Source organism: Flavobacterium salmonis, assembly GCF_903819435.1.
In the GTDB taxonomy this organism is placed as follows: domain Bacteria; phylum Bacteroidota; class Bacteroidia; order Flavobacteriales; family Flavobacteriaceae; genus Flavobacterium; species Flavobacterium chungangense.
This window is the reverse complement of sequence record NZ_CAIJDP010000088.1, coordinates 143,443-166,158: the sequence shown is the minus strand read 5'-3', so window position 1 is coordinate 166,158 and position 22,716 is coordinate 143,443. Positions and strand designations below refer to the sequence as shown.

The following is a 22,716-nucleotide window of genomic DNA, read 5'->3' as shown; positions in this document are numbered from 1 at the left end:
AGAATAAACGATTATCGAAGGATATGACCTGAATTCATAATCTCTACCTTAAATTTAATTTTTAGAAATGGCAAGATATACTGGTCCTAAAACTAGAATTGCTCGTAAATTTGGCGAAGCAATATTCGGAGATGATAAATCTTTCGAAAAAAGAAATTACCCACCTGGACAACACGGGATGGCTAAAAAAAGAGGTAAAAAATCTGAATACGCTGTTCAGTTAATGGAAAAGCAAAAAGCTAAATATTCTTATGGAATTTTAGAAAAGCAATTCAGAGGTTTATTCAAAAAAGCATCAGCTACTAAAGGTGTTACTGGTGAAGTTCTTTTACAATTATGTGAAGCAAGATTAGATAATGTTGTTTTTAGAATGGGAATTGCTCCATCTCGTAGAGGTGCAAGACAATTAGTTTCTCACAGACACATTACTGTTAACGGAGAAGTTGTAAACATTCCTTCTTACCACCTTAAGCCTGGTGATAAAGTTGCAGTTCGTGAAAAATCTAAATCTTTAGAAGCTATCGAACGTTCTTTGTCAAATTCAAGTCATGTTTATGAATGGATTACATGGAATAATGATCTTAAAGAGGGAACTTTCGTTTCTGTACCTGCAAGACTTCAAATTCCAGAAAACATTAAAGAACAATTAATCGTAGAGTTGTACAACAAATAATAATTGACTTAGTCGAAATTTATGGCAATATTTAATTTTCAAAAGCCCGATAAAGTTATCATGATCGATTCAACCGATTTTGAAGGTAAATTTGAATTTAGACCTTTAGAACCTGGTTACGGATTGACAGTTGGTAATGCACTTAGAAGAGTTTTGCTTTCAGCATTAGAAGGTTATGCAATTACATCTGTTCGTATCGAAGGTGTAGATCATGAGTTTTCTACTATTTCAGGTGTTGTTGAAGATGTTACCGAAATTATCCTTAATCTAAAACAAGTACGTTTCAAACGTCAAATTGAAGACATCGATAATGAAGCAGTTACTATTTCTGTTTCTGGTAAAGATCAATTAACAGCAGGTGATTTTCAAAAATTTATCTCAGGTTTTCAAGTTCTGAACCCGGATCTTGTTATCTGTAATTTAGATTCTAAAATCAAATTGAATTTCGATTTAACAATCGAAAAAGGTAGAGGATACGTACCTGCTGAGGAGAACAAAAAACAGAATGCTGCAATTGGAACTATTTTTACAGATTCTATTTTTACTCCGGTAAAAAATGTAAAATATGCAATTGAAAACTTCCGTGTTGAGCAAAAAACAGATTACGAAAAATTAGTTTTTGAAATTAAAACTGATGGCTCTATTAATCCAAAAGATGCTCTTACTGAAGCTGCTAAAGTTTTAATTCACCACTTCATGTTGTTCTCTGACGAAAGAATTACACTCGAGGCTGACGAAATTGCACAAACAGAATCGTATGATGAAGAGTCATTGCATATGAGACAATTGCTTAAAACTAAGCTTGTTGATATGGATTTATCTGTGAGAGCATTAAATTGCTTGAAAGCGGCTGAAGTTGATACACTTGGTGATTTAGTATCGTTCAATAAAAATGACCTAATGAAATTCCGTAATTTTGGTAAAAAATCTTTAACTGAACTTGATGAACTTGTTGCGGTTAAAAATTTAACTTTCGGGATGGACTTAGCTAAATACAAATTAGATAAAGAATAATTCAATCCCGCTTGCGGGATTAAATTTAAAATAGCAATGAGACACGGAAAAAAATTCAATCACTTAAGCAGACAGACTGGACATAGAAAAGCTATGTTGGCTAATATGGCTTGTTCTCTTATTGAGCACAAACGTATTAACACTACTGTTGCTAAGGCTAAAGCGCTTAAACAATTTGTTGAGCCTTTAATCACAAAATCAAAAGAAGATACGACTCACAACCGTCGTATTGTTTTTGCTTACTTACGTAGCAAATATGCTGTAACTGACTTGTTCAGAGACGTAGCTGCTAAAGTTGGTGACCGTCCAGGAGGATACACTCGTATCATCAAAGTTGGAAATCGTTTGGGAGATAATGCTGATATGGCAATGATCGAACTTGTAGATTTCAATGAGCTTTACAATGGAGGAAAAAAAGAAGTTAAAAAAGCAAAAAGCCGTCGTGGTGGTAAAGCAAAAAAAGCTGAGGAGACAACTACAGAAGCTCCTGCTGCTGAATCAGAAACGACTACTGAAGCTTCTGAATAATTATGAAAGTAATGATTCTATAGAAATAAAGGATAAGCTAATTTTTAGTTTATCCTTTTTTTTTTTTTTGATTTTTTTATAAAGAAAGTATAATTTAACTTATTTAAGAGATTAGGTTTTATTTTTATTAATGAAATTTTTAAAAAATCTTGGAGACACTCTTTTAAAAAAGTAAATTTGCAAAATATCTAATTACAAATAAACGAGCTACAGCTTGTTTTAGAATACGATAAAACAATACAAATTAAAGAATGAAATACACGACACGACAGAGCGCCATTTTATTACTAAGTGATGGGACTATTTTTCATGGGAAATCTATCGGTATTAGCGGTAAAACTTTTGGTGAAGTTTGTTTTAATACAGGAATGACCGGGTATCAGGAGATTTTTACAGATCCTTCATACTTTGGGCAAATATTGGTAGCTACAAATGCGCATATTGGAAATTATGGTGTTAATGATTTGGAAATTGAATCGGATAGCGTTAAAATTGCTGGTTTAGTTTGTAAAAACTTTAGCTTTAATTATTCAAGAGAAGATGCTTCGGGAAGTTTAGAAGATTATTTTACAAAACAAAATTTAATCTGTATTTCTGATGTTGATACAAGAGCTCTTGTAAGTTATATCCGTGATAATGGAGCAATGAATGCTGTTATTTGTACAGACGGAACTTCGATTGATGAATTGAAAAAAGAATTGGCTAATGTACCAAACATGGAAGGTTTAGAATTAGCGTCAAAAGTTTCAACTAAAGAACCTTATTTTTTTGGTGATGAAAATGCTACTTATAAAATATCTGCTTTAGATCTTGGAATTAAAAAGAATATTTTGAGAAATCTTGCAAAAAGAGATTGCTATATCAAAGTTTTTCCTTATAATTCAACATATGGAGATTTGACTGCCTTCAGCCCTGACGGTTACTTTTTGTCAAATGGGCCTGGAGATCCCGACCCTCTATTTAGTGCTATACAAGTTGCTAAAGAAATTATAGCAGATGATAAACCATTATTTGGAATCTGTTTGGGTCATCAGGTTATAGCTTTGGCTAACGGAGTTAAAACTTATAAAATGTTTGGAGGTCATCGTGGAATTAATCATCCTGTAAAAAATATTATTACTGGAAAAGGTGAAATAACTTCTCAAAATCATGGATTTGCTGTAAAAAGAGAGGCTTTGGAAGGTCATCCAGAATTAGAGATTACACACGTGCATCTTAATGATGATACAGTTGCGGGAATGCGTATGAAAAATAAAAATTGTTTTTCAGTGCAGTATCATCCTGAAGCTAGTCCGGGCCCGCATGATTCGTCTTATTTGTTTGATCAATTTGTTGATAACATAAAATCTGCAAAGGTCTAAAACGATGTAGTTAATAAATAAAGATGTTTAATGATAAAAATGCGTTTTTAGTATTAAATATTTTTATACTTTCGAAAAAAAATTATATTTTATTAATAAAAAACAAAAATAATGAGTATTATAATTAAAGTTCACGCAAGACAAATTCTTGATTCCAGAGGGAATCCTACTATTGAAGTTGATGTAGTAACTGAAAATGGTGTATTAGGTAGAGCGGCTGTTCCGTCTGGAGCATCAACTGGAGAGCACGAAGCTGTTGAATTACGTGATGGAGGTAAAGCTTATCTTGGAAAAGGAGTTTTGAATGCAGTGAATAATGTAAATACCGTTATTGCTGAAGAATTGGTTGGAACTTCTGTTTTTGAACAAAATACTATTGATCAATTAATGATTGATTTAGATGGAACACCAAATAAATCTAAATTAGGAGCTAATGCTATTTTAGGAGTTTCACTTGCTGCTGCAAAAGCTGCAGCTAATGAACTTGGATTACCATTATACAGATATGTTGGTGGGGTTTCTGCTAATACATTGCCTGTTCCTATGATGAATATCATCAATGGTGGTTCGCACTCTGATGCTCCTATTGCTTTTCAGGAATTTATGATTTTCCCTGTAAAAGCCACTTCTTTTACACATGCTATGCAAATGGGAACTGAAATTTTTCATAGTTTGAAAAAAGTATTACACGATAGAGGTTTAAGTACTGCTGTTGGTGACGAAGGAGGGTTTGCTCCAAACTTGGCAGGTGGTACTGAAGATGCTTTAGATACTATCAAATTAGCCGTTGAAAAAGCAGGATATACTTTTGGTGACGAAATTATGATTGCTCTTGACTGTGCTGCATCTGAGTTTTATGTAGACGGCAAATATGATTACACTAAATTTGAAGGAGAAACCGGAAAAATCAGAACTTCTGAACAGCAAGCAGATTATTTAGCTGAACTTGCTGCTAAATATCCAATTATTTCTATCGAAGATGGTATGTACGAAGATGATTGGGATGGATGGAAATATTTAACTGAAAAAATTGGACATAAAGTTCAATTAGTTGGAGATGATTTATTCGTAACTAACGTTGCTCGTTTGTCAACGGGAATTGAAAAAGGTATCGCTAACTCAATTTTAGTAAAAGTAAACCAAATTGGTACTTTGACAGAAACTATTGCTGCAGTAAATATGGCTAAAAATGCGGGTTATACTTCAGTTATGTCTCACCGTTCAGGAGAAACAGAAGATAATACAATCGCAGATTTGGCTGTAGCTTTAAATTGTGGTCAAATTAAGACAGGTTCTGCTTCTCGTTCTGATCGTATGGCAAAATATAATCAATTATTGAGAATCGAAGAAGAATTAGGAAGTACTGCTTATTTTCCGGGGTTAAACGCTTTTAAGATCAAGTAATTGTAGTGTTATATTCGTAAAATTAAACCATTCGTATAAACGAGTGGTTTTTTTTTGGGGTTTTAACAAATTCATAGCATTATTCCTTTTTTAATTAGTCTTAAATTCCTTAGATTTGATAAATTATTATTTTAAAGAATTATTTCCCATATATTATGTCAAAAATAGCTACATTAGAAGTAGATGGTAAGAAAATTGAGCTTCCGGTAATCACAGGAAGTGAAAATGAATCCGCTATCGATATTAACAAATTACGTGATTTAACTGGTATTATTACTATTGATCCTGGTTATAAAAATTCTGGTTCGTGCAAAAGTGAAATCACTTTTCTGGATGGAGAATTAGGAATTTTACGTTACAGAGGGTATTCAATCGAAGATCTTGCAGAGAAAGCAAGCTTCTTAGAGGTTTCTTATCTTTTGATTTTTGGAGAATTACCAACCGCTGCACAATTAGAGGATTTCGAAAATAATATTAAAAAGCATTCTTTGGTAAACGAAGAAATGAAAAATATTATTGACGGTTTTCCAAAAACTGCTCATCCGATGGGGGTTTTATCTGCTTTGACAAGTGCTTTAACAGCATTTAATCCTAAAGCAGTAAATGTTGATAACGAAAAAGAAATGTACGAAGCTATTTGTAAAACAATGGCTAAATTTCTCGTAATTGCTACATGGACTTACAGAAAGTCAATGGGGTATCCTTTAAACTATTATGACAATACAAAAGGATATGTAGAAAGCTTTATGCAATTAATGTTTAAATTGCCTACAGGTCCTTACTCTGCAAATCCGATAATTGTTAATGCATTAGATAAATTATTTATTCTTCATGCAGATCACGAACAAAACTGTTCTACATCTACAGTAAGAATGGTTGGCTCTTCTCATGCTGGTTTATTTGCTTCGGTTTCTGCAGGAGTTTCTGCTCTTTGGGGACCTCTTCACGGAGGGGCAAACCAAGCAGTTCTTGAGATGCTGGAAGATATTAATAAAGATGGTGGAGATACAGATAAGTTTTTAGCGAAAGCGAAAGATAAAAATGACCCATTCAGATTAATGGGGTTTGGTCACAGAGTTTATAAAAACTTTGATCCAAGAGCTAAAATCATCAAAAAAGCGGCTAAAGAAGTTTTGGAAACTTTAGGTGTTGAAGATCCGATTTTAGATATTGCCAGAAAATTAGAAACTGCAGCTCTTGAAGACGATTACTTCAAATCAAGAAACTTGTATCCAAACGTTGATTTCTATTCTGGAATTATTTACAGAGCATTAGGTATCCCAACTGATATGTTTACTGTAATGTTTGCTATTGGTAGATTACCGGGCTGGATTGCACAATGGAAAGAAATGCGAGAAAATAAAGAACCAATTGGAAGACCAAGACAAATTTATACTGGGCATCCATTGAGAGATTTTAAGTCAAATAAATAAAATTGAAAGCTTCACTTAACTGTGAAGCTTTTTTTATATTTGCAACAAAATATAACATATATGTTGCAATTAAATATAAAGAACGAAACCTCAAGATTACGTGCTGTAGTTTTGGGTTCTGCTGTTCATAATGGGCCAACTCCTTCAATAAGGGAAGCTTATGATCCTAAATCATTGGAACATATTAAAGCAGGTACTTATCCTGTAGAAAAAGATATGGTTGCTGAAATGGATGCTTTTAATGCTGTTTTTCAAAAATACGATGTAGTGGTTTATCGTCCGGAAATGATAGAAAATTACAATCAGATTTTTGCCAGAGATATTGGTTTTGTAATTGATGATGTCTTTGTGAAATCAAATATTTTACCTGACAGAGAACGAGAACTTGATGCAATTCAATATGTTATTGATCAGATTGATTCTTTAAAAGTGCTTCGTCCGCCAGAGGAAGTTCATATTGAAGGTGGTGATGTAATGTTATGGAATGATCATATTTTTATTGGAACTTATAAAGGGAGTGATTATAAAGATTACATAACAGCAAGGACTAATATGGAAGGAGTAAACTATATTAAAAATTTGTTTCCGAATAAAATTGTCAAGGAATTTGATTTGGTTAAATCTAAAATTGAAGCCCGCGATAATGCTTTGCATTTAGATTGCTGTTTTCAGCCTGTAGGAAAAGATAAAGGGATTGTTTATAAAAGAGGTTTTCGTGAAGAAGCTGATTATATGTATTTGGTAAATCTTTTTGGAAAGGAAAATTTATTTCATATCGAAAGAAACGAAATGTATAATATGTTTTCGAATGTGTTTTCGATTGATGAAAAAGTTGTAGTTTCAGAAAAAAACTTCACACGTTTAAACAATTGGTTACGTGCAAATGGTTTTATAGTCGAAGAAATTCCGTACGCTGAAATTGCAAAACAAGAAGGGTTGTTGAGATGTTCAACTTTGCCATTAATTAGAGATTAATTTTATTTTAAGATATGAAACAAACTACTCACTCGATTGTAATGATTCGTCCAGTTGCTTTCAGAATGAATGAACAGACAGCAGTAAATAATTATTATCAAAAAGTTTTAGATGGCCTTTTGCCAAGTACAGTAAATGCAAAAGCACAACAGGAGTTTGATGAATTTGTAGAAAAATTGATAGCAGTTGGAGTTGATGTTACCGTTATAGAAGATACCTTAGAGTCAGATACACCAGATAGTATTTTTCCAAATAACTGGGTGTCGTTCCATGAAAATGGAGAGGTAGCATTGTATCCAATGTTTGCTGAAAATCGTCGCCAGGAACGCCGCGAAGATATTTTGGATATTTTGGAAGAAAAAGGTTTTGAGATTACTGATATCATGGATTATACATCTGCAGAAGAAGATGGTATTTTTCTCGAAGGAACGGGAAGCTTACTTTTGGACAGAGCTAACGGAAAAGCATATTGCGCCTTATCACCTCGTGCAGATGAAGAATTGTTTATCGAATTCTGCGAAGATTTTGATTATGCTCCGGTAATTTTTGAAGCTTTCCAGACTGTTGATGGTGAACGTAAATTGATTTATCATACTAATGTTATGATGTGTATTGGTGAAACTTTTGCGGTTATTTGTGCAGATTGCATTGATGATAAAAAAGAGCGCAAAATGGTCTTGGAAAACCTGAAAGTAGATAATAAAGAAATTATTTTAATTACGGAAGCACAAGTAAATAATTTCGCAGGTAATATGTTGGAGGTTCGAGGATCAAATGATATAAAGTATATCGTTATGAGCTCATCGGCTTATAACAGTTTAACAATAAAACAAATTGAACAATTACAAAATCATGCTGAAATTTTAAGCTCGAGTCTCGATACAATTGAAGCCTGTGGTGGAGGTAGTGCCAGATGTATGATGGCAGAAGTATTCTTGCCAAGAAGTTAAAGTTAAATTTTCAATAAAAAATTCCAAATTCCAAAAGCTGAATGCAGTGGGATTTGGAATTTTGTGTTTTGATATTCAAAGGGTTATATTAAATTTGCTTTAACAATATTAATTATAGAACTCACAATATATTGAATTCCAATTGCAATTACAATAAAACCAATAATTCTGGAAATAGCGACAATACCAGAAGCGCCTAATATACGAGCTAAATAATGAGCGCTTTTTAAGATAACAAAAATGGTAATTGCTATAGCTAAAATAGCTAAGCTGGAAATTATTATTTCGTTCACTTCATGATGTTCCTGGTAAAAAGCAATTAGTAAAGAGATAGATCCAGGGCCAGCCAGCATTGGAATTGCCAATGGGGTCAATGCAATATCATTTCTTTTTTGGGCATCGTTTTCTACTTTTTTATTAATTCCTCTTTTTTTGCTGATTTTTCCGGATAATAATGAAAAACCTGAATTTAAGATCACAAGACCACCAGCAATACGAAGTGCATCAATGCTAATTCCAAAAAAAGTTAAAACATATTGTCCAATAAAAAATGAAACAATTAAAATAATGAAAACATTAATAGCTGTCCATAATGATATTCTGGAACGCTCACTATCTGAATCATCATGAGTGAGCCCTACAAAGATAGGAACAGTACCAATTGGATTTAAAACAGAGAAAAGAGCAGCAAATAAATAAATGAATAAATCCATAATGTTTTCGAATGATAAAGTAAAAATAATCAAATTTTAAGATTTTACCCGAATATGATGTTAGGATATTGTTTTTTTTGTCTTTAATAGCTCTAAATCAAAAGACGAAGGTATTTCAGCCTTTTTTGATTACTTTTGTGGCTTATTCAGAAACAATGAAAAATAAAAAAACTTTAGTTTTAGGTGCAACAACAAAACCGGAACGTTATGCTTTTAAAGCCATAAATATGTTGACTCAAAAAGGGCATACAGTTTTAGCAATAGGACAAAAAGCAGGTGAAGTTGCAGGCGTGAAAATTTATACCAAAGCCATTCCTGTTAAAAATATAGATACAGTAACCTTATATTTAAACCCGGCTCGTCAGCGTGATTATTATAATTATATTATCGAAGCACAGCCTAAGCGGGTAGTTTTTAATCCCGGAACTGAAAATCCAGAGTTTTATCAGTTACTTGAACTTAATAATATCAAAGCAGAGGTTGCTTGTACTTTGGTTTTGTTGGCAACAAATCAATATTAGTTTTCTTGGGAGTTATTTCCTTTTATGCACTATGTCTTTTGTGTCAAATGAGGTGTAAAAGGATTTTTTAATAGGGTTAGAAATCACTTTTTAAGATAGCTTTGTGATACTAAGTATGTTTAAAATGTAAGTCCTTACAAACCATATAAATTATTATTTTTGTTTCATGGAATTTTCTTCAAAATTAATAGAAAAAGCAGTCAATGAAATGTCTCAATTACCGGGGATTGGTAAACGTACGGCGCTTAGACTGGTGCTTCACTTATTGAAACAACCTAAAGAGCAGACAGGCTTTTTATCTCAGGCACTATTAAATATGCGTGAAGATATTAAATTTTGCGAAAGCTGTCACAATATTTCAGATACAAAAGTTTGTGAAATATGTGCTAATTCATCCAGGAATCATCAGACTATTTGTGTTGTAGAAGATATCAGGGATGTGATGGCTATAGAAAATACAGCCCAATATAAAGGGATTTATCATGTTTTAGGAGGTAAGATATCTCCAATTGAAGGAGTGGGACCAAGTCAGTTGAATATAGCAACTTTAGTGGAAAAAGTAAAACTAGGCAAAGTTGTTGAAATTATTTTTGCATTAAGTTCCACCATGGAAGGAGATACCACAAATTTTTATATTTATAAACAAATTGCCGATTCTGAAATTATAATATCTACAATAGCGCGAGGGATTTCCGTGGGAGATGAATTAGAATATGCTGATGAAGTTACGCTCGGCCGAAGTATTTTGCATCGTATTCCTTTCGAAAAAACTTTCAAAAATAATTAAATAATACAAACTAAGTAAGATTTCCTGAAGATTAAAGGAATGGTTATATTTGCTTATAAAATTTTTAAAATGACAAAAAACTGTTTTTATTTATTATTAATTAGTACGTTTTTTACATCGTGTATCCCAGTAAAAGATTTGGTCTATTTGCAGGATAAAGGAACCGTTGGAAATGAAACTACTGTTTCATCAATTGTATTAAAACCTTACAGATTGCAAGTCAACGATATTTTGAATATAGATATTAAAGCCATAGACCCTAAATTGGTTGCAATTTTTAAATCTACTGAAGTTGAAAATAGTATGGGTAAATCGGAGTCACAGCTATATTTTAATGGTTTTACTGTTGATGATCATGGAAATATAAGAATGCCAATTTTAGGGGAAATAAATGTAATTGGATATACTCTCGAAGAAGTACGTGTGAAGATTGAGAAAAAATTACTGGAGGAATATTTCAAAACAGAAGCAAATATTTTTCTTACTGTAAAATTAGCGGGTTTTCGATATACAATAAATGGAGAAGTAGGGATTACAGGTACTAAAACATTATTTCAGGAACGTGTAAATATCATGGAAGCGATTGCCAATGCTGGAGATATCACTACTGTTGGTAATCGTAAAGCAGTTACTGTAATACGTCAAACACCTACAGGAGTGCAGATCAATGATATTGATCTGACAGATGAAAATGTAATGAAATCACCATACTATTATTTACAGCCTAATGATTATGTTTACGTTAAGCCGTTAAAGCAAAAAACGTGGGGTACTGGTCAGACAGGAATTCAATCTGTTGGTACAATTATAACTTTGTTATCTTTGGCCACAACAGTTTATTTATTGTTGAAAAATTAAAAAGTAAATACAAGAGATGTTAGACATAAAAGATTTTTCAATTTTTGAAAATCATCCCAGTTTTGATTTTAAAGGCTTTTTGCTGAAAATCGCTGGTTATTGGAAATTGTTTTTGGTGAGTTTAATTATTGCATTTACGATAGCTTATCAGGTTAATATTCGTAAGGAAAAGATTTATGCCATGCAGACCTTAATTTCGATAAAAGAAGAGAGCAACCCTTTCTTTACCTCGAATACAAGCTTGGTTTTTAATTGGGGAGGTATTTCTGATCAGGTAAGTGGTGTTTCGACTATTTTGCAATCGAGATCACATAATGAATTGGTAGTGGATAAATTGCAGTATTATATTGATTATCTCGCGAAAGGCGAATTTAATATGGTTGATGTATATGGTGCGGTTCCTTTTTATGTTAATATAGATAAAACGAAACCTCAATTAACAGGAGTATTAATTAGTATTAAATTTTTAAGCCCGAATGAATATGAAATTAGAATTCCATTTGAGAATAATTCGGTTTCATTGCTGACTTATTCAAATAATACTTATAGCAGTACTGCCGTTCAGCCTATTGAATTCTTAAAAAAGTATAAAGTTGGGGAACAAGTTGTATTGCCATTTTTGAATTGGAAACTTGAAATAACTGATAATCCTGGTTTCTATAAAGGGAAAGAATATTTTGTAAGATTTAATAATTTCGATTCTACCGTTTCACGTTATCGTGGAATTGATGTTAATTCTGAGGAAAAAGGAGGATCTATACTTACACTATCGATGCAGGGTACAAATAAAGCACGGATGGTTGAGTATTTAAATTCCACAGTCAAAATGTTAATCAAAATTCAATTAGACGGTAAAAATCAGTTTGCTACAAACACTATAGCATTTATTGATAGTACTCTTGTGTCTATGGAATCTCAGTTGAAAGAAACCGGAAATGAACTTAAATCTTTTCGAAAAGATAAAAATATATATGATATTGAAGAAGGTGGAGCTAAGTTTTCAGATAAAATTTTAAATTTTGATGTTGAAAAAGATGTGGTAGCACGAAAAATTGCGTACTACAATTCGTTAAAAGCCTATCTTAAAAACAGTGTTGATTATTCTAAATTACCAGCGCCATCCGTTGCAGGAATTGAAGATCCAAATATTGTTACGAATGTTTCTAAACTTATTGCTTTATCAACCCAAAGATCTGAAATGTCTTATGCAGTAAAAAGTGATAAGATTTTTAAAGATTTCGATAATCAAATGATGGCTGTAAAAAATGTTTTGCTTGAAAATATAGCCTCAGCCAAGTCTTCTTTGCAATATGATTTAGCTTTAGTTAATAATAAAATTGGTGAAGCAGAGAGTAAAATCAAAAAACTTCCTGAAGAACAACAAGAATTGCTGAAGATTAAAAGGAAATATGATTTAAGTGATAATATTTATAGTACATTTCTCCAGAAAAGGAATGAAGCTGATATTGTAAAAGCTTCTAATTTGTCAGATATTCATTTTATAGATCCTGCGAAAGATATTGGAGGAGGTTTAATTGGTCCGAAAACTTCTGTTAATTATGTGTTAGCTTTGTTTTTAGGGTTTTTAATTCCTCTAATTATTGTTTTCATATTTTTCTTTATTAATAATACAATTCAAAATACAGAAGATATTAGTAAACAAACACAAATTCCGTTAATAGGTGTTGTGGGTATTAATAAAGAGAACACCAATCTAGCGGTTTTTGAAAAACCAAAATCAGCATTGTCGGAAGCTTTTAGAGGTATACGTTCTTCATTACAGTTCTTATACAAAAAAAAGCAGTTAGACGGAGCAAAAACGCTAATGATTACTTCATCAATAAGTGGAGAGGGAAAGACGTTCTGTTCTATAAATATTGCGACTGTATTTGCCTTAAGCGAAAAAAAGACAGTTATAGTAGGGTTAGATTTAAGGAAACCACGTCTAGCAGATGAATTTAATCTGGTAAACCAGTATGGGGTAGTCAATTATTTGATAAAGCAAAAAACACTTCCAGAAATAATAAATAAAACTCAGATTCCGTATCTTGATGTTATTTTATCAGGTCCAATTCCTCCAAATCCTTCAGAATTAATTATAAGTGAAGTAATGGGTGAATTGATTGAGGAGCTTAAAAAAACATACGATTATATTATATTGGACACACCACCGGTTGGACTTGTTTCGGATGCTTTAGAACTAGTGGAATTTAGTGATGTTACTTTGTATGTGGTGAGACAGAATTATTCAAAAAAGGAAATGATTACATTGTTAAATAATCGTGTCAAACGGGGAGAGCTGAATAATGTTAGTATAGTTTTAAATGGTTTTGAAAATAAAGCTAAATACGGGTCAGCATATGGTTATGGTTATTATGGAGGTTATGGAACGTATTCAAACGGTTATCATGAGGAAGAGGAGAAAGCAGGTTTTTTTAAAAGTGCTTTTAAAAAATTTAAAAAATAATAATTTGAAATAGATGGGAGCAGTTATTCAAAACACTATTTTAATAACAGGAGGAGCTGGTTTTATTGGTTCTAATTTATGTGAGTATTTTTTAAATTCAGGACACAAAGTAATTTGTTTAGACAATTTTTCAACCGGACATTATCATAATTTGGAAGAGTTTATTGTAAATCCGAATTTTAAATTAATTGAAGGAGATATTCGAAATATATCTGATTGTAATTTAGCTGTTACAGAAGTAGATTATGTGTTGCATCAGGCTGCGTTAGGCTCTGTTCCAAGATCAATAAATGATCCAATTACTACAAATGATGTAAATGTTACGGGTTTTTTAAATATGTTGGTAGCTGCCCGTGATGCAAAAGTAAAGCGATTTATTTATGCTGCAAGTTCTTCAACCTATGGCGATTCTGAAGGATTGCCTAAAGTAGAAGAAGTAATTGGTAAACCTTTGTCTCCTTATGCAATAACTAAATATGTCAATGAATTGTACGCTGAAATTTTTAGCAAACAATATGGGCTTGAAACTATAGGTTTGCGCTATTTTAATGTGTTTGGAAGAAGACAGGATCCAAAAGGTGCTTATGCAGCTGTGATTCCAAAATTTGTCATGCAATTAATGAATTACGAAAGTCCGGTAATTAATGGAGATGGAAATTATTCAAGAGATTTTACTTATATTGATAATGTAATACAAATGAATGCTCTCGCAATTTCATCTAATAACTCTGAAGCAATCAATAATATTTATAATACCGCGTTTGGAGATAGGAATACCTTAAATGATTTAGTTGAATATTTAAAAAAATATTTAGCCGTATATGATTCAAAAATAGCAACTGTGCCAATTATCTATGGTGAGACAAGAGCGGGAGATATCCCCCATTCATTAGCAAGTATAGATAAGGCTAAAAAATTATTAGGATATAATCCCAAATATTCCTTGGAAGAGGGGCTAAAAGAAGCACTGAGCTGGTATTGGAACAATTTAAAATAAAAGGAAACATAATATATAAGAAGTATAATATATAAAATATGAAAATCACAAAAATTTGTTGCATTGGTGCAGGTTATGTAGGAGGTCCAACTATGGCAGTAATTGCACAAAAATGTCCACATATTCAAGTAACTGTTGTCGATTTGAATGAACAAAGAATTAAAGATTGGAATGATCCAAATACGGATAATATTCCAATTTATGAGCCGGGTCTTTCTGAAATTGTGGCAGAAGCAAGAGGGAGAAATCTTTTTTTCTCAACCAATGTAGAAGAAGCTATTGATGAAGCTCAGGTTATTTTTATATCTGTAAATACACCTACTAAGACTTATGGGAAGGGTAAAGGAATGGCAGCAGATTTGAAATTCATAGAGTTATGTGCCAGACAAATAGCAAAAGTTTCAAAAAACAATAAAATAGTTGTTGAAAAATCAACTTTGCCTGTTCGTACTGCTGAAGCAATAAAAAGTATTCTGGATAATACCGGAAATGGTGTTCAGTTTCAAATTCTTTCTAATCCGGAGTTTTTAGCAGAAGGAACTGCTGTTACAGATTTACTAAATCCTGATAGAATTCTTATTGGAGGAGATTCAACTCCGGAAGGAGAATCTGCAATTAATGCTTTAGTTGATGTTTATGCTAATTGGGTTAGTAAAGATAAAATCTTAACAACAAATGTTTGGTCGTCTGAATTGTCTAAACTTACTGCAAATGCTTTTTTAGCTCAACGTATTTCATCAATAAATGCAATGTCTGAGTTGTGTGAGAAAACTGGTGCAGACGTAAGTGAAGTAGCACGTGCTATTGGAATGGACAGTCGTATTGGTTCTAAGTTTTTGAAGGCATCTGTTGGATTTGGAGGTTCTTGTTTTCAAAAAGATATATTGAATTTAGTTTATATAGCAAAATCTTACGGATTAAATGAAGTTGCGGATTACTGGGAGCAAGTAATAATCATGAACGATTATCAAAAGAGAAGATTTTCAAATAAAATCGTTCAGACTTTATACAACACAGTGGCCGATAAAAAAATAACTTTCTTAGGTTGGGCGTTTAAAAAAGATACAAACGATACACGCGAATCTGCAGCAATATATGTAGCAGACGATTTGATTAACGAACAGGCTAAGATTTCGGTTTATGATCCAAAAGTTTCAAGAAATAAGATTTTAGGTGATTTAGATTATTTAGAAACAAGAAAATCTTCCGCGAATGCAGATGCTGTATTAACATTTGAAGATTCTTATGAAGCCTGTAAAGGAGCTCATGCCATAGCAATACTTACGGAATGGGATGAATTTACACAATACGATTGGCAAAAAATATATGATTCTATGCAAAAACCTGCTTTTGTTTTTGATGGAAGAAATATACTAAATGCAAAAGATTTAAAATCAATTGGCTTTATTTATAATGGAATAGGTTCTTAAAAATAAATTACATGAATTGGTATGTTGTTTATACAAAACCTAAATGGGAAAAAAAAGTAGCTGAAAAGTTAAATGAAATAGGAATTGAATGCTACTGTCCTTTAATTACTCAGATAAAACAATGGTCTGACAGAAAGAAAAAAGTTGAAGTTCCTCTTTTTAATTCTTACGTTTTTGTTCAATTGTCTGATGCAGACAGAAATTTGGTATTTCAGGTGGCAGGTGTGATCCGTTATTTGTTTTGGTTAGGAAAAGCAGCAATTGTTCGAAATGAAGAAATTACAACGATAAAAAAATGTCTTTCGGATACAAGTATTTCTGATGTTTCAGTTGTATCTTATAAAAAGGGAGATAAAATAAAATTGGAAGCTGGGGTTTTCAGTAGTCAGAATGCAGTTATTCAGGAAGTGACAAATACTCATTATATTCTTGTTTTAGAATCTTTAGGATGTCTTTTGAAAATAAAATATAAAAAAGATGCTGACTGAATGTACTGAAGAATGAAACAAAGCTTGAAAAAAGCAAAAAATCACCAAACTTAGTGATTTTTTGCTTTTTTTTTGGAAGTATTTTCTTTTGTTTGTTGACTTTGAGGCTGTTAAATTTATTTATTTAATAGGATAATCATAAGATTTTTTAAGGGTTGATAAAATTGACTTATTGTACTATATTTGCTGAAATTGAATTTTTCGATATTCAGGTCATTAGTGTGACTGTGAATCGCGAAGCCGTACAATGTCATAAACGAAATTAAGGAAAAAGATGAATAATAACGTAAAAATTGCCGTTATTGGATTAGGTTATGTAGGGTTGCCTTTAGCTCGTTTATTTGCTACAAAATATCCTGTAGTAGGTTTTGATATTAATGAATCAAGAATTACAAGTTTAAGGCAAGGTACTGATTCAACATTAGAGGTTGAAGATGCTATTTTGCAAAGTGTATTAGTTGATAGTACAAACAAAACAAAAGGACTTTATTGCACTGACAATATAAATAATATTGCAGATTGTAATTATTTTATAATAACCGTTCCTACTCCTGTAGACAGAAATAATCGACCTGATTTAACTCCTTTATATAAAGCAAGTGAAACTGTAGGTAAAATGTTAAAACAAGGAGATATTGTAATTTATGAATCAACTGTATATCCTGGAGTTACTGAGGAGCAATGTGTACCGGTTTTAGAAAAAATATCCGGATTAAAATTTAATGTAGACTTTTTTGCAGGATATTCACCAGAAAGAATTAATCCCGGTGATAAAGAGCATACGGTAGAGAAAATTCTCAAGATTACCTCCGGTTCTAATCCTGAAACAGGTTTAAAAGTTGATGAGCTTTATAAATCAGTTATTACCGCGGGAACTTATCTTGCACCAACAATAAAAGTTGCTGAAGCAGCCAAAGTAATTGAAAATTCACAACGGGATATTAATATTGCTTTTGTAAATGAACTAGCAAAAATATTCAACTTAATGAATATTGATACACAAGAAGTATTAGCCGCTGCGGCTACGAAATGGAATTTCCTTCCTTTTAAACCAGGTTTAGTAGGAGGACATTGTATAGGCGTAGATCCTTATTATTTAGCACAAAGAGCACAAGAATTTGGTTATCATCCTGAAATAATTTTAGCTGGGCGGCGTTTGAATGATAGTATGGGCGAATACATAGCATCTCAGGTTGTGAAATTAATGATAAAAAAAGGTATTTCAGTAAATAATGCTGAGCTTTTAATGCTTGGAATTACTTTTAAAGAAAATTGTCCAGATGTTCGGAATACTAAAATTGTAGATGTGGTAAGGGCATTAAAAGAATATGGAATTTCGGTTACAATATATGACCCAATAGCAAATATTGAAGAAGTTAAAAAAGAATACGGATTAACAACAATAAATATTTTTCCGAAAGAAAAATTTGACGCAATAGTTTTAGGAGTTGCACATTCTGAATTTTTAGACTTAGATTACTTTGAGATTCAAAAAACAAATAGTTTGATATATGATGTAAAAGGAGTTTTAGGAACTATAGCTGATAATAGACTATAGCCTAAAACTTTTTTATTTAAAATAAAAAATATGAGTAATTCAATTGTACATGTAATTCTTACAGGAGGAGTTGGTAGTAGACTATGGCCGCTTTCACGTAAAAGCCAGCCTAAACAATATCTTGAGATATTTGATGGGAAATCATTATTTGAAATGACAGTTAATCGCAATAGCCATTTAGCAAATAAAGTGATGGTAGTAGGAAATGTCGATAATCATCATTTAAGTGGCAAAGTTATGGATAAATCTCAAACAGCTTATCTTAATATTGTTGAAGCCACACCCAGAAATACGGCTGCTGCTATTGCTTTTGCAGCTTTTGCCAGTGATCCTGATGATATTTTGATTATTACTCCTTCAGATCATATTATTGATAAAATGGAGAATTATAATGATGCGATTAATGATGCAATTAGTAAAGCACAGGAAGGTTTTATTGTAACTTTTGGAATCATTCCTACTAAACCTGAAACAGGTTATGGTTATATCGAATCAAAAGGAGATAAAGTACTTTCATTTAGAGAAAAACCAAATGAAACAACTGCTAAAGATTTTATTGCAAAAGGTAATTTTTTATGGAATAGCGGAATGTTTTGTTTTAAAGCCAGTGTGCTTTTAGAAGAATTGAAACAGTTTCAACCCGAAGTTTACGAAAAGTCCAAAATAGTCTGGGAATCAAGTAAAGAGGGCTTTCTGGACTTAGAAGCATCTCTGGAAATTCCATCGATCAGTATTGATTATGCGGTAATGGAACGAAGTAAAAAAATTAAAGTAGTTCCTGCATCATTTTCCTGGTCAGATTTAGGTTCATTTGAATCTGTTTATGATTATTTATTTTCTAAAGGGCATCCGATAGATAAAAATGGTAATATGGTTATAGGCTGTAATAAACATACCACTTTTTTAGGGTTAAAAAACACAATTTTTGTTTATACAGAAACTGCTAATTTAATTTTACAAAAAGAAAATTCGCAAGATGTAAAAGACATATATAGTGAGTTAGAAAAACAAAACTCAGAATTATTAAATTAAGAAAATGAAAAAAATTCTTATAACAGGTGGTGCTGGTTTTATCGGTTCACATGTAGTGAGGCGTTTTGTAAACAAATATCCTGAATATCAAATTTACAATCTTGATGCTTTAACTTATGCTGGAAATTTAGAAAATATTAAAGATATTGAAAATTGTCCTAATTATAATTTTGTAAAGGGAGATATTGTAAATGAAACTTTTATTAATGAACTTTTTTCAATTCACAATTTTGATGGAGTATTGCATTTGGCCGCAGAATCTCATGTCGACAGATCAATCGAAGATCCGTTAGCATTTGTAAAAACAAATGTTATTGGGACCATGAATTTGCTTAATGCTGCAAAAAAACAATGGAAAGACAATTTTGAAGGCAAAAGATTTTATCATATCAGTACAGATGAAGTTTACGGATCTTTAGGCACCGAAGGACTTTTTACCGAAACTACACCATATGATCCAAACTCTCCTTATTCAGCTTCAAAAGCAAGCTCAGATCATTTTGTAAGGGCATATGGAGAAACGTATGGTTTACCCTATGTTTTGACAAATTGTTCAAACAACTATGGATCTTATCATTTTCCTGAAAAATTAATTCCGCTTTTTATCAATAACATTATTAATAACAATCCACTACCTGTTTATGGAGATGGTAATTATACTCGTGACTGGCTTTTTGTTGAAGATCATGCCATTGCCATTGATTTAGTTTTTCATGAAGGGAAAAATCATGAAACTTATAATATTGGTGGCTTTAACGAATGGAAAAACATTGATTTGGTTAAATTATTATGCCAGATTATGGATGAAAAACTAGGACGGAAAAAGGGCAAATCTCAGGAATTAATCACCTACGTGAAAGACAGACCTGGACATGATTTGCGTTATGCAATTGATGCTTCTAAAATTAATAAGGAATTGGGCTGGAAGCCATCGGTAACTTTTGAAGAAGGCTTGGAAAAAACCATTAATTGGTATTTGAACAATGAAGAATGGTTAAAAAATGTAACTTCTGGTTCCTATAAAGATTATTATAAAAAACAGTATTCTTAAAAATAAATCCCATTCTGATTTGAATTTCTTATCAAAACATCATTAAATATGAAAAATATAACGGTTGTTGTTTTATTATTTTTTACTTTTTTACTTTCTTTTCAAGTAAGTGCTCAGGATTTAATGAAATCAAGTGATTTGAGTACTTTAAAAGTGGATTATTTGTCTGATAGTGATATTGCTAAAATACGAATTCAACTGCAGAATAACAATATGACTATTGAACAGGCTGAACCTATGGCTTTATCAAAAGGGATGAGTGCTGCGGAATTTTCAAAGCTAAAAGCAAGAGTAAATGAAGGGGTCATTATTAATTTAAATAAAAAAAATAACGAAAATACTGCTACAAACAAAAAAGATTCAGGACGTGCTCAGGACAAAATAGTAAATAATAAAGTTAAAGATTCTGCTAATGCCTTAATATTTGGTTCTGAATTGTTTGATAATCCGACGTTGAACTTTGAACCTGATTCAAATCTTGCCACTCCCATGAATTATGTTTTAGGACCGGGAGATGAACTTCAGGTAAGTGTTTATGGAGTACAAGAGTACAATGCCAGTATACCCGTAAGTGTTGAAGGAAAAATTACGATTCAGTATGTTGGTCAAATTTCAGTTTCCGGAATATCAATTGAGGCTGCAACACAAAAAATTAAGGCAGCAATTGCAAAAGTTTACAGTACTGTAAGATCGGGGCAATCTCAAGTAAGTGTGAGTTTAAGTAGAATTAGAACCATTAAAATTACTATTGTAGGTGGAAAACAGCCAGGAAATTATTCTATTTCATCTTTGGCGACAGTATATAATGCTTTGCATTTAGCTGGGGGGCCAGGAAAAAACGGTAGTTACAGAAATATAGAATTAATTAGAAATAATAAGATTTATAAAAACATAGATATTTATCGTTTTTTAGTTAAAGGTGATCAGTCAGACAATGTAAGTTTAAAAGAAAACGATGTAATTCGAATTCCGGTTTATACACAAAGGGTTACTGTCGAAGGAGAAGTAAAGAGACCTGGTATTTTCGAGATGAAAAAAGGCGAAAAATTTTCAGATTTATTGAATTTTGCATCTGGTTTTAACGAATTTGCCTATACTGCGTCAGTAAATGTTTTACAAAAAACGGGCAAAGAGTTTAAGGTTCATGACATTAAGGAAAGTGAATTCTCTTCATATCTGCCAAAATCCGGTGATGTTTTCCGAGTTACTAAAATTTTAAACCGATTTGAAAATCGTATTAAAATAGAAGGGGCAGTTTTTAGACCGGATTATTATTCTTTTGATGAAGGAATGAGAATTTCGGATCTTATTGCCAGAGTAGAGGGGCTTAAAGAAGATGCTTATACTAAAAGAGCCAGAATTATTCGTTTAAAATCTGATTTAACTACAGAAATAGTAAATATTGATTTAGCGAGCGCATTGTCCGGAAATTTGAATGCTGATATTGAGTTAAAAAGAGAAGACGAAGTAACAGTATACTCAATTTTAGATTTTAGAGAAGAATATAAAGTTACAATTGATGGCGAAGTAAAAACTCCCGGGGAATATCCATTCTTTGATAACTTAACATTAAATGATTTGATTATTCAGGTAGGAGGATTAACAGGTTCAGCTTCTAAAAGAGTTGAAATTGCAAGAATGATAAAATCTGATGAAATTGATGATACTAATCCAAGGCGTATTGAATTAGTAGAATTAGAAATAACCGCTGACAATAATGAGCAAGTAAAAAACTTTCTTTTAAAGCCTTTTGATGTGATAAATATTAGAAGAATGGCCGTTTATGAAAAACCACAAATGGTAACAATTAGCGGAGCCGTTGCTTATCCCGGGAAATACGTTCTGGCAAATAAAAAAGAATCCGTTTATAATGTAGTTATGCGTGCAGGAGGATTAACATCAGTAGCTAATCTAGAAGGGATGAAAATTAAGAGGCCAATTAAACAGCAACAAATTGATGATATAAAACGAGTTGATTTAAATTTATCTAAAAATGACACTTTAAAAGAAAATCTTGCTAAAAGACTAAAAGAGGAATTGAAATATGCTACTATTCCTTTGGATTGGAAAAAAATTGTAAAGGATAAAGAGCATTATTCTAATGTTAGCTTGTTTCCTGATGATGAAATAGAAGTTTCGACATTAAATGAAGGGGTTAAAGTTACAGGAAATGTATTGCTTAATTCTGAAATTCCATATAGAAGCGGAAAGAGTTTCAAATACTATATAAATGCAGTTGGAGGAGTGGACAGTAAAGGATGGAAGAAAAAGGCATATATTATCTATCCTAATGGAAAAGCTGCAGTAACAGGTTCATTTTTGTTTTTTAGGTCATACCCTAAAGTTACACCGGACTCTCAGATTGTTGTTCCTGAAAAGCCAGAAACAAAAAAGATGAGTACTGGTGAATGGGTAAGTATCGGTAGTGTTCTGACTAGTTTAGCATTATTAATCGTAACAGCATTTAAGTAAAATT

20 protein-coding genes are annotated in these 22,716 nt (G+C 32.0%); 19 read left to right on the top strand and 1 reads right to left on the bottom strand.

Annotated features, from left to right (window positions below; translation table 11 throughout):
* The first annotated feature begins 67 nt into the window (after positions 1 to 67).
* From rpsD to ctlX, 8 genes are all read left to right on the top strand, one after another.
* The gene (gene rpsD, locus FLACHUCJ7_RS21980; protein ID WP_007803679.1) at positions 68 to 673 is read left to right on the top strand and encodes a 30S ribosomal protein S4; all 606 of its coding nucleotides are present in this window, start codon (positions 68 to 70) and stop codon (positions 671 to 673) included.
* Between the two features lie 21 nt (positions 674 to 694).
* Positions 695 to 1,687, top strand: coding sequence for a DNA-directed RNA polymerase subunit alpha (locus FLACHUCJ7_RS21975; RefSeq protein ID WP_026109818.1), 993 nt, complete (start codon positions 695 to 697; stop codon positions 1,685 to 1,687).
* Between the two features lie 36 nt (positions 1,688 to 1,723).
* Positions 1,724 to 2,215: a 50S ribosomal protein L17 gene (gene rplQ, locus FLACHUCJ7_RS21970; RefSeq protein WP_078225741.1), complete on the top strand. Its 492-nt coding sequence runs from the start codon at positions 1,724 to 1,726 to the stop codon at positions 2,213 to 2,215.
* Between the two features lie 251 nt (positions 2,216 to 2,466).
* A complete protein-coding gene (carA, locus tag FLACHUCJ7_RS21965) occupies positions 2,467 to 3,576 on the top strand; it encodes a glutamine-hydrolyzing carbamoyl-phosphate synthase small subunit (protein WP_031456030.1) in 1,110 nt (369 codons plus the stop codon).
* Positions 3,577 to 3,687: 111 nt separating this feature from the next.
* The gene (eno, locus tag FLACHUCJ7_RS21960; RefSeq protein ID WP_078225743.1) at positions 3,688 to 4,980 is read left to right on the top strand and encodes a phosphopyruvate hydratase; all 1,293 of its coding nucleotides are present in this window, start codon (positions 3,688 to 3,690) and stop codon (positions 4,978 to 4,980) included.
* A 155-nt stretch (positions 4,981 to 5,135) separates the two neighbouring features.
* The gene (locus FLACHUCJ7_RS21955; RefSeq protein WP_031456028.1) at positions 5,136 to 6,413 is read left to right on the top strand and encodes a citrate synthase; all 1,278 of its coding nucleotides are present in this window, start codon (positions 5,136 to 5,138) and stop codon (positions 6,411 to 6,413) included.
* A gap of 60 nt (positions 6,414 to 6,473) precedes the next feature.
* Positions 6,474 to 7,388, top strand: coding sequence for a dimethylarginine dimethylaminohydrolase family protein (locus FLACHUCJ7_RS21950; protein ID WP_180910467.1), 915 nt, complete (start codon positions 6,474 to 6,476; stop codon positions 7,386 to 7,388).
* A 14-nt stretch (positions 7,389 to 7,402) separates the two neighbouring features.
* Positions 7,403 to 8,338 carry a citrulline utilization hydrolase CtlX gene (gene ctlX, locus FLACHUCJ7_RS21945; RefSeq protein ID WP_180910465.1) on the top strand — a complete coding sequence of 312 codons (936 nt, stop codon included), beginning with the start codon at positions 7,403 to 7,405 and terminating at the stop codon, positions 8,336 to 8,338.
* An 83-nt stretch (positions 8,339 to 8,421) separates the two neighbouring features.
* Here the strand turns inward: ctlX and FLACHUCJ7_RS21940 are convergent, their stop codons facing one another.
* A complete protein-coding gene (locus FLACHUCJ7_RS21940) occupies positions 8,422 to 9,051 on the bottom strand; it encodes a MarC family NAAT transporter (RefSeq protein ID WP_180910464.1) in 630 nt (209 codons plus the stop codon).
* Between the two features lie 155 nt (positions 9,052 to 9,206).
* On the opposite strand from FLACHUCJ7_RS21940, the gene FLACHUCJ7_RS21935 reads away from it, so the two are divergent.
* The 11 genes from FLACHUCJ7_RS21935 (at position 9,207) to FLACHUCJ7_RS21885 (ending at position 22,712) form a co-directional block, all read left to right on the top strand.
* Positions 9,207 to 9,572, top strand: coding sequence for a CoA-binding protein (locus tag FLACHUCJ7_RS21935; RefSeq protein WP_031456024.1), 366 nt, complete (start codon positions 9,207 to 9,209; stop codon positions 9,570 to 9,572).
* 166 nt (positions 9,573 to 9,738) lie between these two features.
* Positions 9,739 to 10,359 (top strand): recombination mediator RecR, encoded by a 621-nt coding sequence (recR, locus tag FLACHUCJ7_RS21930; protein ID WP_031456023.1) that lies wholly within the window; start codon positions 9,739 to 9,741, stop codon positions 10,357 to 10,359.
* Positions 10,360 to 10,428: 69 nt separating this feature from the next.
* Positions 10,429 to 11,217 (top strand): polysaccharide biosynthesis/export family protein, encoded by a 789-nt coding sequence (locus tag FLACHUCJ7_RS21925; protein WP_180910462.1) that lies wholly within the window; start codon positions 10,429 to 10,431, stop codon positions 11,215 to 11,217.
* Positions 11,218 to 11,233: 16 nt separating this feature from the next.
* Positions 11,234 to 13,684, top strand: coding sequence for an exopolysaccharide transport family protein (locus FLACHUCJ7_RS21920; RefSeq protein ID WP_180910460.1), 2,451 nt, complete (start codon positions 11,234 to 11,236; stop codon positions 13,682 to 13,684).
* A gap of 13 nt (positions 13,685 to 13,697) precedes the next feature.
* A complete protein-coding gene (locus FLACHUCJ7_RS21915) occupies positions 13,698 to 14,681 on the top strand; it encodes an SDR family oxidoreductase (protein WP_180910459.1) in 984 nt (327 codons plus the stop codon).
* Positions 14,682 to 14,719: 38 nt separating this feature from the next.
* The gene (locus FLACHUCJ7_RS21910; RefSeq protein ID WP_078225749.1) at positions 14,720 to 16,111 is read left to right on the top strand and encodes a UDP-glucose 6-dehydrogenase; all 1,392 of its coding nucleotides are present in this window, start codon (positions 14,720 to 14,722) and stop codon (positions 16,109 to 16,111) included.
* Between the two features lie 11 nt (positions 16,112 to 16,122).
* The gene (locus tag FLACHUCJ7_RS21905) at positions 16,123 to 16,599 is read left to right on the top strand and encodes a UpxY family transcription antiterminator (RefSeq protein WP_180910457.1); all 477 of its coding nucleotides are present in this window, start codon (positions 16,123 to 16,125) and stop codon (positions 16,597 to 16,599) included.
* 274 nt (positions 16,600 to 16,873) lie between these two features.
* Positions 16,874 to 18,157, top strand: coding sequence for a nucleotide sugar dehydrogenase (locus tag FLACHUCJ7_RS21900; RefSeq protein WP_078225751.1), 1,284 nt, complete (start codon positions 16,874 to 16,876; stop codon positions 18,155 to 18,157).
* 30 nt (positions 18,158 to 18,187) lie between these two features.
* On the top strand, positions 18,188 to 19,189 hold the full coding sequence (locus FLACHUCJ7_RS21895) for a mannose-1-phosphate guanylyltransferase (RefSeq protein ID WP_078225752.1): 1,002 nt from the start codon (positions 18,188 to 18,190) through the stop codon (positions 19,187 to 19,189).
* A gap of 4 nt (positions 19,190 to 19,193) precedes the next feature.
* Positions 19,194 to 20,240 carry a dTDP-glucose 4,6-dehydratase gene (gene rfbB / locus FLACHUCJ7_RS21890; RefSeq protein ID WP_180910455.1) on the top strand — a complete coding sequence of 349 codons (1,047 nt, stop codon included), beginning with the start codon at positions 19,194 to 19,196 and terminating at the stop codon, positions 20,238 to 20,240.
* Between the two features lie 48 nt (positions 20,241 to 20,288).
* Positions 20,289 to 22,712 carry an SLBB domain-containing protein gene (locus FLACHUCJ7_RS21885; protein ID WP_180910454.1) on the top strand — a complete coding sequence of 808 codons (2,424 nt, stop codon included), beginning with the start codon at positions 20,289 to 20,291 and terminating at the stop codon, positions 22,710 to 22,712.
* The last annotated feature ends 4 nt before the right edge of the window (positions 22,713 to 22,716 follow it).